The following is a 13,883-nucleotide window of genomic DNA, read 5'->3' on the forward strand; positions in this document are numbered from 1 at the left end:
CCGCCATGTCCGGGGAACACGAGATCGGTGACTACCGCTTCGCCGGCTACAGCAACGAGGAACTCGCGACCATGGTCGACCAGGTCCGCCAAGGCCCTGGCTCGGAAAGCATGAACCGCGCGGTCGACGCGCTCACGGCCATCGCGAACAGTCTCAAGCAGACCGACGAGGTCCTGCGCACCGAGCTGCAGAAGCTCGGCGTGGAGTGGGAGGGCGGCTCCGGTGAGGAGGCCCAGGTCGTGATGACCGACTCCGCCCAGTACGGCGGCTCGGCCACGGGCACGATCACCGGCTCGGCGGGCGCGGTGGGCAACCAGGGCAGCGACTTCTCGCGGACCCGCAACTGCGCGCCGGAGTCCAAGACTCTGCGCGGCGCGACGGACTACAACTTGGTCGACAAGCTGCTCTGCCACACGACTGACCACTCGAAGGAAGTGCAGCAGACGCAGGCGGCGCGTGCCCAGGCCGTCGATGCGATGAACAGCTACGCGAACTCGAGCAAGCAGAATCTGACCGGCTATCAGTCGCTGCCGGTGCCGCCTGCTTTGGGCTTGGTGTCGCAGCCGATCCAGCGGCCGTCGACGGGCACGAGCGTGTCGGGTTTCAGCGGGGGTGTGTCCCCCTTCACGCCTGGTAGTTCCAATATTCCGGTGACGAGCGGTGCCCCTGGTGTCCCAGGTGGACCGATCGGCTCCTACGACGGTGTGCCACAGAATCCGGGCGGCGGTCCGACGGGTCAGCCGGGTGGCGGCCCAGGTGTGCCCGGAAACCCAGGCGGGCCAGGCAAACTGATCGGTACCGGGCCTCTGCCGGGTGTGCCGGGCGTGACTCCGCCCGGTGTGACGCCGCCGCCGTCGCCCATGATGCGGCCGTCTTTCGAGGGGATTGGCGCGGCTGCGGTCGGTATGGCCGGTGGCGCTGGTGGCGGCGCGGCTGTGGGTGCGGTCGCTGACAAGGACAGGCTTGTCCGTGGCGGGCGCCCAGGGACGGGTGCTGTGCCAGGTGGTTCTCGTGGGTCGTCGGCTTCGATGGGTGGTCTGCCGCACGAGGAGGCTGCCGCGCGGACGGCCGACCGGGTCGGGGCGAAGAGCAAGCCTGGCACGTCCATGATGCAGCCCGCTGCGGGCACTGCTCAGGGCGAAGAGGACGATGAGCACGTGCGCAAGTACGGGATCGAAGCCGAGGACGTGTTCGCCGACGACCGGATGGTCATCCCGTCGGTTCTGGGTGAAGACGACGACGAGTGAGCCTGGTTCTCTCCGCGCTGGAGTTCGACGTCGTCTGGGAAAGTGAGCGGCTGCCTGAGCGGCATGTCGCGCTGGACGTGCCCAGTCCTGGCAAGACCCACGCGGAACGCGCTGAACTGGTCAAGAAGACGTGGGCCGGGCTGGAATCGCGCAAACTCGCCGAATCCGGCCGGGCCGTGCCCGAGCTTGTCGACATGCTTGAGGTGCTGGCACATCCGCATATCAGCGTCGACGTGTGGATCTGGGCGGGCCGTGAGGTCAAGGCGTTCGCCGCCCAGGCCGGTCGCGCGGCCCAGCTCGCGGTGATCGACGAGGGCCAGGTGTGGTTGATCCCGGCCCGCGACAGTGGCCTGGCCGAGTCCGCTGTGTCCGTGGCCGGGGACATGGTCGCCGGTGGTGGCCGTTCGGTCAGTCTGCCGAACGATCTCGTGGTGGCCGCGGACAACGAATCCCACGGTGATCCCCGGAAATTCATCACCAGACTCGAGTCGAAAGGCATCAGCCTGCGGGAGGCGCAGACGCTGACGTCGATGCTCGCCGGAATCACCACACGCGGTCAGTTCGGCGCCGAACGCCGTCAGCGCGATCAGAGAATTGTCCGGGCTGACCGTGTTGTCGCATTCCACGACACGCCCGACGGTCGTTACCTCGATTTGGTGAAGCCAAGCCCGGACGGCCGCATGTGGTGCACGGTCTCGCCTGCCGACAACAATCGGCTCGCCGCATTCGTCCGGGAATTACTCGACGAGATCTAGAGTGACCGGGAACCGGCGAGTGGCTTGATCCGTCGCAGTCACAACGGTGGCGAAGGGTGGGGACGTGGCCGACTACAACATCGACGCGATCAACAACTGCATGACGGCTGTGCAGGGCTTCAAACCGAAGTTCGGCGAGATCGCGGATTCGTTTCACAACGTGCCAAACGACGCGGGTGCCTACGGCAAGCTGCCCAGCTCAGGCGCGGTCTCCAGCGCGGTCGACGAGGTCAACCAGCTGATGTTCGGCGAGTTCGACAAAGCCGAACAGTTGCTCGACCAGATCGCCCGCGCGTTGGACGCGGTCGTGCAGAGCGTGCACAACGTCGAGACGCAAAACGCCAAGAACTTGGCTGTCTAGAGTTTCCTGGGGAGGAAGCGACCGTGAGCGCTGCTGAGGCGGTATCCCGATACGCAGGTGGCCAGGCAGTCCTTGCCGCGGCGCAGAAAGTCGAGAGCGCGGACTCCGGCTCGATCACCGCGGCGGCCGAACGCCTGACAAAAGCGGGCACGAACGCCGCCCAGCACGGCACCGGCGTGTCAACGGCGGTCAAGCAGCTCGACGACGCCTGGCAAGGCGCCTCAGCCGACCAGTTCGTCGCCTACATGGACAGATTCTCCAAAGCCGGCACAGCCAACGGAGAATCCCTGACCAAGGCAGGCGTCGCATTGGGCAAGGTCGCCTCCGCGATCGACGACGCGAAACACTATGTCGCAAATCGTTGCGAACAGGCCCTCAGTGAGATCAAACGCTTCGCCCAGCAAAACCCCGACGCCGACCAAGCCCAGATAGACGCGGCCGCAGCCCCAATAACCGCAGCAGCGGCCACCGATATTGAGAACAAGCTGAAAGAAACGGAAGAACAGCTGAAAGCGGCGGCCACGGAAGTCAAAGCGGCGGCCAACCCCAGCTCCCGTTTCGTTGACATCCCCGACCCAGGCACCCAGCCCTACGTCCCAGGCCCCGGCAAGAAGGTCGAATGGGACAGGACACCCCGCGACCAAAGCACAACGCCATCCGGAACCGACCCCCAGCCGAAGCAGACAGGCCCCGGAAACAGCAGCCACACCAGCACCGGCAGCGGCTCAAGCAGCGGTGGAGGAGGCGGCTTCTCCGGCGGCGGTGGAGGGGGTGGCGGAGGCATGGGCTCAAGCGGCGGCCCACCCGCAGGCCCAGTCCCCGGCAACGTCCAGGACTGGATAAAGCAAGCAATGGAAATCCTGCGCGCCAACGGAATCAACGTAAGCGAAGCGGACGTCCCCAAAATCTGGGCGATAATCCAGCACGAATCCGGCGGAAACGCGCACGCGATAAACAACTGGGACTCCAACGCCGCCAAGGGAACCCCATCAAAAGGTCTGATGCAATGCATCGACCCGACCTTCAACAGCTACAAACTGCCCGGCCGAAACGACATCTGGAACCCAGTCGACAACATCTGCGCGGGTGTGAACTACGCGATCTCCCGCTATGGCTCCCTCGACAACGTCCCAGGCATCAAGGCAATGAACAGCGGCGGCGCCTACCGCGGCTACTGACCCCAACTGAAGCCTCGCTGCCCGAGCCCTCCATAAGAAAGACATCCCCCACCCGACCACCGGGGGGACAGCCCTGCGCCAGACTACAGGGGGAGCAAGATCAGCGGGGGGTTGTGAAGGGCGAACCGGGGCGAGTGGGCCGTTCGTACGGGGATCACCCGGTTGGGGCGGAGTTAGGCTGGCGGTATGCGGGATCTGACTGTTGCTGCCAGGGCTGCTGTGCCGCCGTTCTATGTCATGGATGTGCTTGAGGCGGCGAACGCCCGGCAACGTGCCAAAGGGGATGTTGTGTCGCTGGCGGCGGGCCAGCCCTCTGCCTCTGCCTCGGCGCCTGTGCTTGAGGCGGCGCAGAAAGCCTTGTACAGCACCAAGCTTGGGTACACCGAGCAGTTGGGTATCCCGGAACTCAGGGAAGCGATCGCCGCGCACTACGAACGGACCTACGCCCTGGAGGTAAGTCCGCAGGACGTTGTGGTGACCACCGGGTCCTCTGGAGGGTTTCTGCTGTCGTTCCTGGCGGCGTTCGATCCGGGGGATCGGGTGGCGCTGGCGAGGCCGGGCTATCCGGCGTATCGGAATATTCTCAAGGCGTTGGGCTGTGAGGTTGTGGAGATCGAGACCTTTCAGCCGACCGTGGCCATGCTGGATGAGCTGGGGCCGGTCAAGGGCGTGGTGATCGCGAGCCCGGCGAATCCCACGGGGACTGTTGTCGCGGGGCCGGAGCTGGCGGCGATCGCGGGGTGGTGTGCCGAGCATGGGGTTCAGCTGATCAGTGACGAGATCTATCACGGTATCGACTACGGCCTGAAGCCCGCCTCCGCGTGGCAGTTCAGTCGCGAACCGGTTGTTGTGAACTCGTTCTCCAAGTATTTCGCCATGACTGGGTGGCGGCTCGGGTGGTTGCTTGTTCCGCAACGACTTCATCGCGCTGTCGAGTGCCTGATCGGGAATTTCAATATCTGCGCCCCGGCTATCGCGCAGCATGCCGCAGTCGCCGCGTTCACCGAGGATTCGTACGCCGAACTGGACGGGCATGTCGAGAAATACCGGACCAATCGGGACATCCTGCTGAAAGGCCTCAAGGACCTCAAGATCGATCGGCTTGCCCCGGCCGATGGCGCGTTTTACGTCTACGCCGATATCGGGCATCTCACGCATGATGCGATGAGCTGGTGCCAGCGCTTGCTGGCCGATACGGGCCTGGCCATCGTGCCTGGTATCGACTTCGATCCGGAGCATGGGTCGAGGTTCATCCGGATGTCGTTCGCCGGTTCGCATGCCGAGATCGAGCAGGCCGTCGCCCGGCTCGGGGGCTGGCTCGGCAAACCCTGAGGGGTGAAATCAGGATCATTCCTGATGCCCCCAGCGGCCCCGCGCTGGTTGACTGGGTAGCACGGGAACCGCTGGTGAGCGCCGATCGTTCACTTCGTGAGATTTCCGCCGCACCTGATCGGGGAGGACCGACATGTTGATGAAGATCATCGGCGCGATCGTCGTGATCTGGCTGGCGTTCATGCTGATCGGGGCGATTTTCTCGATCTTCAAGTGGGTTTTGATCATCGGTGCCGTCGTGACGGTCGGTGCGATCGCCTACGGCGCCGTGAAGCGTTCCCAGATCAAGTCATAGCCATCCCAGGCCGGCCAGGTCCGTACGGGCCTGCGCCGCCGAGCGCCACAGCCGCCCGTGCAGACCGGCCGCTGTGGCGCCGTCGATGTTGACCTGCCGGTCGTCGAAGAACACGCAGTCGGCCGGCTGTGCGCCGATCCGGTCAAGCAGTGCGGCCCAGATCTCCGCGTCGGGCTTGGCGATGCCCAGGTCGCCGGAGAACATCAGGTGGGCGAACTGCTTGGACCACGCCTCCACCTCGACCATCCGGCCGAACGCGGACGGCGCGTTGGACAGCAGCGCCAGGCCGGGCCCGGCCGCCTTGACGTCGGCGATCAGGTCCATTGTGGACTGCTCGACCGACAGCCAGCCGGTCGTGTCGATCTTCGTCAGCTGGGCCGAGACCTGCGGCTCCAGCGACTGACCGGCCACCAGGCTCCAGTACTCCAGGTCGGCCAGGCCGCGGTCGTACGCCTCGCGGTGCGCCCAGTAGGAGCTTTCGAAAGCGATCGGGTCCGCCCCCAGTACCTCGGCGAGCTCCGGCAATGCGTTGGTGCGCTTGCTGATGACCTCGCCGTAGTCGAACACGATCCAGCGCATGTCACTCCTTTTCCAGTCGTCGCAACGCTTCCACGATGTCATCGGATGACACATCCCGATGCGTGACGAACCGGACGCGCCCGGCCATCGGGGTGGCCAGCACACCGATCCGGTGCAGTCCGGTCAAAGCGTGCTCGACGTCGGGCACGCTTGCCATCACGATGTTGGTCTGCGGCGGGCTCACGTCCCACCCCAGCGCGGTCAGGCCGTCGGCGAGCATCCGCGCGTTACGGTGGTCGTCGGCCAGGGACTCGATGTTCTCCAACGCGATCAGCCCCGCAGCGGCCAGCACGCCGCCCTGCCGCACGCCGCCGCCCAGCATCTTGCGGACCCGGCGGGCCTCGGTCACGAACGACGAAGAGCCTGCGACAACGGACCCGACCGGTGCGCCCAAGCCCTTGCTCAAACAGACCTGAACAGTGTCGGCGCCGACGGTCAGCGCGGCAGGTGGCACGCCGAGCGCGACCGAGGCGTTCCACAGCCGGGCGCCGTCCAAGTGCACGGTAAGTCCGGCTTCGCGAGCGGTGGCGACGAGGTGCGCGTGTTCGTCAGGCGGGGTGACGGCGCCGCCGGCGGCGTTGTGCGTGTTCTCCAAGCACAGCAGCGTTGTGTTCAGCCCGTGGTACGGCACGGGCCCGCCGATCGCGGCCCGCAGCGACTCGACCGAGATCCGGCCTGGCCCCGCGTCCCACGCGAGCGGCTCGGGCATCCCGCCGGCCAGCCAAGCCCCGGCGCCGAGTTCGTTGGCGAGCACGTGCGCGGCGTACGGCGCGAGGAAGCGGTCGCCGCGGCGCAGGTGCACCATCAGCGCGATCACGTTGCCCATCGACCCGCTGGGCACCCACAGCGCGGCCTCGACTCCGAGCAGGTCGGCGACGGTTTCCTCGAGTCTGCGCATCGTCGGGTCGTGGTCCAGTACGTCGTCCGCGACGACGGCGCTCGCCATGGCTATGCGCATTCGTTCGTCGGGAGCTGTGACAGTGTCCGAACGCAGGTCGATGATCATCGCCGAGGTCACGAACCGATCACACCATACGGACCGGCCCCGGAGGCAACACGATTCGGACTGTGGCGTAGAACTCAGCGCGAGACCATGCAACCGTGTGGGTTATCAGTTCCGTCCATTAGCCGTAGACGACGAGCGGAGAGCGTCCGCGTGGATCAGCGCGAGGAGCAGGAGTTCGCGGAGTACTTCGAGGCGCGGCGAGACGCCGTGCGTCGGACCGCGTACATGCTCTGTGGTGACTGGCATCGGGCGGACGACCTGGCTCAGACCGCGTTCGTCGCGCTGCACCGCAGGTGGCGCAAGGTGCGCGACCGGGGCGCACTGGACGCCTACGTCCGCCGGACGGTGGTGCGCGCGATGATCGACGAGTCGCGCCGGCCCTGGCGGCGGGAGCGATTCGTCGATCAGTTGCCCGAGTCGGCTCAGCCGGACGGCGAGGTCGGCGACACGGTGGCGACCAGGTCTGCTCTCATCGACGGGCTACGGCAGGTGCCGCCGAGGCAGCGGGCGGTGCTGGTACTGAGGTTCCTGGAAGGGCTGGACGTCGCGGCCACCGCCGAGGCGCTCAAGTGCTCCGAGGGCACGGTGAAAAGCCAGACCGCGCGCGGCCTGGCAGCCTTGCGGGAGGCGTTGGGTGACTCGCTGGACGATCTGCGGCCTGCTTCGTGAGGAGGTGGATGTAGGTGGACGAGAAAAAACTGGCTGATCTGTTCAATGACGCCGTGCGGGACGTGCCACCCGCCTCCTTCGACGCGGGTGCGGTCCGCACGGCGTCACACAGAGCGACGATCAAGCGGCGGAACAGCATTGTCGCCGGATCCGCCCTGGCGCTGGTGCTCCTGGCCGGCGGAGCGGTGACGACCGTTGCCCTATCGGGTGAAATGCGGGACTCGTCAGAGGTCAGTGCCCCTGCAATGGGCGGCGCACCCATGGCCAACAGTGGCAGTATGGACGGCGGAGGCTCGGCTCAGGCACCGGCGGTACCAGCGCCGCGTACCGAGGAGCTGAGCACCAATCAGGACGACCGGACGGGGCCGCCTAAGCAGGGAGGCACTCCGTCCGGTAATGCCGGCGGAGCCGGCGGCACCCCGAGTGGGTGCAAGGCGGACCGGGAGCTCGCTGCTGCCCTCGCGGGCGAGCTCCCGGCCGCCGCAAACCAGGGCCAGGTCACAGTCCCGTTCGGCTGCCCGGCGGGCGCCGGTGCGGCCGCCTTCGCCGTCACGGACGGTGTCCGCAAGGGCACGATCTCGATCGTCCTCGTGCCGCCGGGAGTCGAGCCGGGTTTCGTCCCGATGGGCAGCAACGTCGAAGGCTACGTCCCCACACAGGCCCAAGCCGCCAAGGGCGGACTGGTGTACATCGTCAGCCAGCCCGCGCCCGGCACGTCCGGGGCGCCGTTGAGCGATCAGATCCCGCGCTACGCGGCCGAGATCGGCACGAGGTTCTGAACCACTACGCTGGTCAGACCATGACTGCCGCCAGTACGCCCAAAGGTGAGCGCAGGCGCCAAGCGCTTGTCGAAGCAGCCGCGCAGCTGCTCGCCGAGGGCGGCTTCGACGCGATCCGGCACCGTGCTGTGGCTGATCGGGCCGGCTTGCCGCTCGCGTCCACCACCTACTACTTCGATTCCCTCGACGAGCTGATCACCGCCGCCGCGGAGTACCAGGGCTGGACCGAGCTGGGCCGGGGCCGTCGCCAGCTCGAGGCCGTCGAGGAAGAGAAACCCGGGTTCGACCAGCTCGTCGAACTGGTGCTCGACCAGCTGCTCGGCGTCGAGCCGGAGTCCGGCGACGCCGAAGCGGTGTTGCTGCGATACGAGCGGCTGGTCGCGACCGGACGCAGGCCCTATCTGCGGCCTGTGATGCGGGCGATGGCGGTCGAGCTGCACAGCCTGCTGGCGGACATCTTCACCCGATGTGGCATGCCCTTGTCGAAGGAACGGATCGAACAGGTCATCGCGCTCGTCGACGGCGCCGTGGTGAACGCGTTGCTGGAGATCCACTCTGACCCGCGGGCTACCGCACGCCGGATGCTGCGGACGACGCTCACGCAATAGCCATGCAACCTTCCTGCCGCCCGCCGCGTGAGGTAGGGCGGGAAAGGGAAGGGAGCCACATTGCGCAAGCCCGACGAGGAGAGGTTTCGCGCCTTCGCCGGCAAGCATGCGGCCGCGCTGCGTCGTTGTGCCTACTTGTTCTGCGGGGACTGGCACACCGCCGAGGACCTCACGCAGACCACGCTGATCAAGATCTACCGGGCGTGGCCGACGGTGCAGAAACAGGAAAGCATGCAGAACTACGCTCGCAAGGTTCTGCTGAACACCTGGCTGGACGAGAAAAGACGGCCATGGCGGCGCAGTGAACTGCGGGTCGCCGCGCCGCCGGACCACCCGGACACGGGCGCCGACCCGGAGGCCGCGCAGGCGCGTTCCTGGGCCAAGGACATGACGCACCGAGCTCTGCTCGAACTGCCGCCACGCCAGCGGGCCGCCCTCGTTCTGCGGTACTTCGACGACCTGTCGGTCTCGGAGACGGCCGCGGTCCTCAATTGTTCGGAAGGGACAGTCAAGAGCCAGACCGCCCGCGGCCTGGACACATTGCGGTCAGTGGTGGAGAACCTATCGGCCGGCAGGCCGGCAAGGAGGGTCGTGTCTTGAGTGAGCAGGAGTTCCGGGATGGCCTGAAGCTGGCCGTCGCCGACGAACCGCCGATGAAGTTCGATCTGGACGAGCTGGTGGACACCGCCGAGCGGCTGGCCCGGCGTCGCCGGGCGTTGATCGCTGTCGGCGCGAGCACCGCGGCGGTGGCCGTCACCGCCGTCATGATTCCCGTGGTGCTGGGCATTTCCGGTGGTTCCGCCGAGCTGCCGATGGCGGCGCCACCTTCGTCCGCGGCGCCCTTTCCGAGCAGCCCGGCCAAGACGGCGCCACCGACGAAACCGCCGCTCACCAGGGACCAGCTGATCACCCGGGGTACGCAGATGCAGGAGTACCTGCGCACCCAGGTACCGGTGGTGGTTCCTGAGGCCAAGGAACTGAAGATCGGCGTGTTCCAGGGCGAGGCTGAGGGAGCCGTGGCGGACGGCCAGAAGTACCTCGGCAGTTTCGCGACGTTCAGGCTCGGTGCGAAGACGGCCGTCGAGATCCACGTCCAGAACGACCAGGAGAACGTGGACCGCACCTGTGACAGTTGCCAGCCGCGGCCACAGCAGGACGGCAGCCTGGTGGTGATCGAGCAGGTGCGCACGCCAGAAGGTAATTCCACGCAGATGCGGATCGTCAGCGCGATCCACTTCCGCAATGACGGGACCCTGGTCCGGATCACCACCTACAACTACGACCCGACGAGCGGGACCGAGCCGGTGTACCAGCCGGACGTCGCGCTCACTGTGGACCAGATCACCAGGCTCGCCACGGATCCGGCTCTGCACTTGTAGGTGCCCTACGCTGTGTAGACGTGAAGCCGCGTATTCCGAACGTCCTCGCCAACCGCTACGCCTCGGTCGAGCTGGCCCAGCTCTGGTCGCCGGAGCACAAGGTCATCCTGGAGCGTGAGCTGTGGCTTGCGGTCCTGCGGGCCCAGGCCGAGCTGGGGGTGGCCATCTCCGGCGGCGTGATCGCGGACTACGAGCGCGTGATCGGCGAGGTCGACCTGGCGTCCATCGCCGATCGCGAGCGGGTCACGCGGCACGACGTGAAGGCCCGGATCGAGGAATTCAACGCGCTCGCCGGGCACGAGCACGTGCACAAGGGCATGACCTCGCGGGACCTGACCGAGAACGTCGAGCAGTTGCAGGTCAAGCGGTCGCTTGAGCTGATCGCGTCCCGCACGCTGGCCGTGCTCGCGCGGCTGGCCAGGCTGGCCACCGAGCACACCGACCTGGTGATGGCGGGCCGTTCGCACAACGTGGCCGCACAGGCGACCACCCTGGGCAAACGGTTCGCGACCGCGGCCGACGAGCTGCTCGTGGCGTTCGAGCGGCTGGCGAACCTGATCAGCCGGTACCCGTTGCGCGGCGTGAAGGGCCCGGTCGGCACGTCCCAGGACATGCTGGACCTGCTCGGCGGCAATAAGTCCACATTGGACGAGTTGGAACGACGGGTGGCCGGGCACCTCGGCTTCGACCGGGTCTTCACCAGTGTCGGCCAGGTGTACCCGCGGTCGCTGGACTTCGACGTGGTGTCCACTTTGGTGCAACTGGCCGGCGCGCCGGGCAGTGTGGCCAAGACGATCCGGCTGATGGCCGGCCACGAGCTGGTCACCGAAGGCTTCCGGCCCGGCCAGGTCGGCTCGTCGGCCATGCCGCACAAGATGAACACGCGGTCCTGCGAGCGGGTCAACGGCCTCGCGGTCGTGTTGCGCGGATACCTGTCGATGGTCGGTGAGCTCTCCGGCGACCAGTGGAACGAGGGCGACGTGTCCTGTTCCGTGGTCCGCCGAGTGGCTCTGCCGGACGCTTTCTTCGCGCTGGACGGGCTTTTCCAGACCTTCCTCACGGTGCTCGACGAGTTCGGCGCGTATCCGGCGGTGATCGCGCGTGAGCTCGACCGGTACCTGCCGTTCCTGGCCACCACCAAGGTCCTGATGGCCGCGGTCCAGGCCGGTGTCGGCCGGGAGACCGCCCACGAAGCGATCAAGGAAAACGCCGTCGCGGTGGCGTTGGCCATGCGTGAGCAGGGTGCGGCCGAAAACGACCTGCTCGACCGGCTCGCCGCCGACGAGCGCCTGCCGTTGGACCGGTCCCAGTTGGACGCTCTGCTGGCCGACCGGCTGTCGTTCACCGGTGTCGCCGACAGCCAGGTCAGCGCGGTCGTGAAGCGCGTCTCCGAGGTCCTTGAGGACTACCCGGAAGCGGCCGGTTACGTGCCTGCTCCCATTCTGTAGCCCGGATACGGCAGGCACATCCGGCGCCGAGTGTTCTAGGTTTGGCGCATGCACGCACGGGTGGTTGAACTGATCCGATACCTGGTCAAGGGTTGCGCAGGCGAGTCGCTGGACCGCGCGGCCGTGGGCGAGACGGGTCTCGCCCACGACCGGCTGTTCATGGTGGTCGACCAGCACGGCAAGTTCATCACCCAGCGCACCAGGCCGCGCATGGCCGTGGTCACGCCCAGACTCGGCGACGGCACGCTGACGCTGGCCGCGCCCGGAATCCAGGACCTTCAGCTCGACATCGTCCCCGACGGTGAACAGCTGGAGGTCCTGTTGCATACATGGACCGGCAAGGCCGTCGACCAGGGCGCCGAAGCCGCGGAATGGTTCACCGAGTTCATGGGCGAGCCGTGCCGCCTGGTGCGGGTGCCGCCGGAGCATCAGCGCAGGTCGGGCGGGCTGAACGAAGGCTGGGTCGGGTTCGCCGACGGGCACGCGTTGCTCGTGACCAGCCTGTCGTCGCTGGACCACCTCAACGGCCTGATCCTGCAGAGCGGCGGGGACTCCTTGCCGATGAACAGGTTCCGGCCCAACGTGGTGATCGGCGGCTGGGACGAGCCGTACTCCGAGGACAAGGTGCGCCGGATGACCGTGGGCTCAGTCGAGGTGGGCTACGCCAAGTACGCGATCCGCTGCGTGGTGCCCACCGTGGACCAGGCCACCGGGCAGAAAGCCGGGCACGAGCCCACGAAGACGCTGGCGAGCTACCGAAGGGCACCCGAAGGCGGGGTCACCTTCGGCACCAAGTTCGCCGTGCTCGAGCCCGGCGAGCTGACCGTCGGTGACCCCGTCTCGGTTACCGAGTGGGATTAGCAGGTACCGCCGATGACGCGCGGCACACAGTCGGAGTAGCTCAGGAACAACGCGACAGCCGCGTCGTTGCGTGAGGTCTCCCGGGTGATGACCTCGTCAGGCGGGTAGAAACCGCCGCCGCCCGACCGGGGGTACATCTCGAAGGTGTAGCTCCAGATCTTGTGCACACCCCAGAGCCAGTCGTTGATCGTGCCATCGGTGATGTACAGATCGCTGGACTGCTGCGGGGTGTAGTTGTTCGTGCCCGCCATCTGCTGGCCGAGCGTCCGGAACGCGCGTTCCTGGTTGGCGTCCAGGCCAGGCGCGGTGTTGTTGTACGTGTAGCCGTACGGCCACAGGATCAGCTCGGAGTAGGTGTGCCAGTCGATGTGCGACTTGATCTGCTGCACGCCGCCGACCACGCGGGAGTTCACGAAGTCGCGCACCCGCTGGGTTTCCGGTGCCGAGAAGGCCGACGGGCCGCGGTAGGTCTCACTGCCGGTCGACCCGCTGGAACCGCCGCAGCAGCCCCAGTTGTAGCCGAAGTTCCGGTTGAGGTCAGTACCTGGACCCTGCCGGTTCTTGCGCCAGCTGCGGTAGCTGCCGGTCGCGATGTCGTACTCGGAGCCGTCGGGGTTGACGCTCGTGACGATCCAGATCTCACGGCTGTTGACCATGTTGGTGATGGCCGTGTCGCTGCCGTAGCCGTCGGTGTAGCGGTTGGCGATCCGCAGGCACATCTCCGGTGTGAGGTGCTCGCGTGCGTGCTGCTGGCACGTGAACAGCACTTCGGGCTCGGATTCGTCGCTGGCCACGTTGTCGCTGATCTTCAGCAGCATCAGGTTGCGGCCCTGGAAGCTGGTGCCGATGTTCGACAGCCGCGCGATCGACGGGTGGTCGGCCGCGATCTTCTGCAGCTCGGCGTTCTGCTCCGCGTAGTTGTGGTACATCGAGTCGGCCGGAGGGAAGTCCATCACCTGGACGTGCTGCTCCAGTTTGTACCCCGCCGCGCGCAGGGCCTTCGCCTGGCTCGGGGTGGCCGCGAACGTGAGCGTGCCGCTGTCGACACCGTGCATGTCGACGTTGAAACGGCTGATGGCAGTACGTGACTCTGGGGTCGTGTTACGCACCGAGTAGGTGGCAGTCCCAGCCTGTTGGCTGTCGGACACAACGGCCGTGCTCTGGTCAGGCTGCGCCACCGCCGTCATCGGCAGGGGCATCAGCATGGCAGCGCCGAGCACCGCCGCGGCCAAGCGACCGCGACGAGACCTCATGGGCCCTCCCTTTGTTCAGTTGTCTGCAGGGTGTCTCGTAGCGTGGGTCCGCTCACCGAACGTGCGCAAGACATGACCGGACGATTGCCGTCTTCCGGACCAAATAGGTCAGCCCTTTGGCGGCGAGGCGATC

Annotated in this window: 16 protein-coding genes; 13 read left to right on the forward strand and 3 right to left on the reverse strand. The window is 66.8% G+C overall.

Going from position 1 to position 13,883, the window contains the following annotated elements; translation table 11 throughout:
* The first annotated feature begins 5 nt into the window (after positions 1 to 5).
* From JOF56_RS12170 to JOF56_RS12195, 6 genes are all read left to right on the forward strand, one after another.
* Positions 6 to 1,247 (forward strand): hypothetical protein, encoded by a 1,242-nt coding sequence (locus JOF56_RS12170; RefSeq protein ID WP_209637295.1) that lies wholly within the window; start codon positions 6 to 8, stop codon positions 1,245 to 1,247.
* Positions 1,244 to 2,002 (forward strand): ESX secretion-associated protein EspG, encoded by a 759-nt coding sequence (locus JOF56_RS12175; RefSeq protein ID WP_209637297.1) that lies wholly within the window; start codon positions 1,244 to 1,246, stop codon positions 2,000 to 2,002. The genes JOF56_RS12170 and JOF56_RS12175 overlap by 4 nt, the downstream gene beginning before the upstream one ends.
* A 64-nt stretch (positions 2,003 to 2,066) precedes the next feature.
* Positions 2,067 to 2,363 (forward strand): hypothetical protein, encoded by a 297-nt coding sequence (locus JOF56_RS12180; RefSeq protein WP_209637299.1) that lies wholly within the window; start codon positions 2,067 to 2,069, stop codon positions 2,361 to 2,363.
* Between the two features lie 23 nt (positions 2,364 to 2,386).
* Positions 2,387 to 3,541 carry a transglycosylase SLT domain-containing protein gene (locus JOF56_RS60055; RefSeq protein WP_209637300.1) on the forward strand — a complete coding sequence of 385 codons (1,155 nt, stop codon included), beginning with the start codon at positions 2,387 to 2,389 and terminating at the stop codon, positions 3,539 to 3,541.
* A 186-nt stretch (positions 3,542 to 3,727) separates the two neighbouring features.
* Positions 3,728 to 4,873 carry a pyridoxal phosphate-dependent aminotransferase gene (locus JOF56_RS12190; RefSeq protein ID WP_209637301.1) on the forward strand — a complete coding sequence of 382 codons (1,146 nt, stop codon included), beginning with the start codon at positions 3,728 to 3,730 and terminating at the stop codon, positions 4,871 to 4,873.
* Between the two features lie 133 nt (positions 4,874 to 5,006).
* Positions 5,007 to 5,168, forward strand: coding sequence for a hypothetical protein (locus JOF56_RS12195; RefSeq protein WP_209637302.1), 162 nt, complete (start codon positions 5,007 to 5,009; stop codon positions 5,166 to 5,168).
* On the opposite strand, the gene JOF56_RS12200 is transcribed toward JOF56_RS12195, so the two are convergent.
* Positions 5,163 to 5,747, reverse strand: coding sequence for an HAD-IA family hydrolase (locus JOF56_RS12200; protein ID WP_209637303.1), 585 nt, complete (start codon positions 5,745 to 5,747; stop codon positions 5,163 to 5,165). The genes JOF56_RS12195 and JOF56_RS12200 overlap by 6 nt on opposite strands.
* Position 5,748: 1 nt before the next feature.
* Positions 5,749 to 6,753 (reverse strand): threonine aldolase family protein, encoded by a 1,005-nt coding sequence (locus JOF56_RS12205; RefSeq protein WP_209648200.1) that lies wholly within the window; start codon positions 6,751 to 6,753, stop codon positions 5,749 to 5,751.
* Between the two features lie 150 nt (positions 6,754 to 6,903).
* On the opposite strand from JOF56_RS12205, the gene JOF56_RS12210 reads away from it, so the two are divergent.
* The 7 genes from JOF56_RS12210 to JOF56_RS12240 are packed head-to-tail and all read left to right on the forward strand — an operon-like array spanning position 6,904 to position 12,497.
* The gene (locus JOF56_RS12210; protein ID WP_209637304.1) at positions 6,904 to 7,422 is read left to right on the forward strand and encodes a SigE family RNA polymerase sigma factor; all 519 of its coding nucleotides are present in this window, start codon (positions 6,904 to 6,906) and stop codon (positions 7,420 to 7,422) included.
* A 14-nt stretch (positions 7,423 to 7,436) separates the two neighbouring features.
* A complete protein-coding gene (locus tag JOF56_RS12215) occupies positions 7,437 to 8,201 on the forward strand; it encodes a hypothetical protein (protein ID WP_209637305.1) in 765 nt (254 codons plus the stop codon).
* Between the two features lie 20 nt (positions 8,202 to 8,221).
* Entirely contained in the window at positions 8,222 to 8,809 is a 588-nt protein-coding gene (locus tag JOF56_RS12220) for a TetR/AcrR family transcriptional regulator (protein WP_209637307.1), read from the forward strand.
* A gap of 60 nt (positions 8,810 to 8,869) precedes the next feature.
* Complete coding sequence (locus JOF56_RS12225; protein ID WP_209637308.1) at positions 8,870 to 9,409, forward strand: RNA polymerase sigma factor; 540 nt, start codon at positions 8,870 to 8,872, stop codon at positions 9,407 to 9,409.
* A complete protein-coding gene (locus tag JOF56_RS12230) occupies positions 9,406 to 10,188 on the forward strand; it encodes a hypothetical protein (RefSeq protein ID WP_209637310.1) in 783 nt (260 codons plus the stop codon). The genes JOF56_RS12225 and JOF56_RS12230 overlap by 4 nt, the downstream gene beginning before the upstream one ends.
* A gap of 20 nt (positions 10,189 to 10,208) precedes the next feature.
* A complete protein-coding gene (gene purB, locus JOF56_RS12235) occupies positions 10,209 to 11,636 on the forward strand; it encodes an adenylosuccinate lyase (RefSeq protein ID WP_209637312.1) in 1,428 nt (475 codons plus the stop codon).
* A gap of 48 nt (positions 11,637 to 11,684) precedes the next feature.
* Complete coding sequence (locus tag JOF56_RS12240; RefSeq protein WP_209637314.1) at positions 11,685 to 12,497, forward strand: MOSC domain-containing protein; 813 nt, start codon at positions 11,685 to 11,687, stop codon at positions 12,495 to 12,497.
* Here the strand turns inward: JOF56_RS12240 and JOF56_RS12245 are convergent.
* Positions 12,494 to 13,750 carry a M14 family metallopeptidase gene (locus JOF56_RS12245; RefSeq protein ID WP_209637316.1) on the reverse strand — a complete coding sequence of 419 codons (1,257 nt, stop codon included), beginning with the start codon at positions 13,748 to 13,750 and terminating at the stop codon, positions 12,494 to 12,496. The genes JOF56_RS12240 and JOF56_RS12245 overlap by 4 nt on opposite strands.
* Positions 13,751 to 13,883: the final 133 nt, after the last annotated feature.

This window comes from Kibdelosporangium banguiense (assembly GCF_017876405.1).
GTDB classification, from domain to species: Bacteria; Actinomycetota; Actinomycetes; order Mycobacteriales; family Pseudonocardiaceae; genus Kibdelosporangium; species Kibdelosporangium banguiense.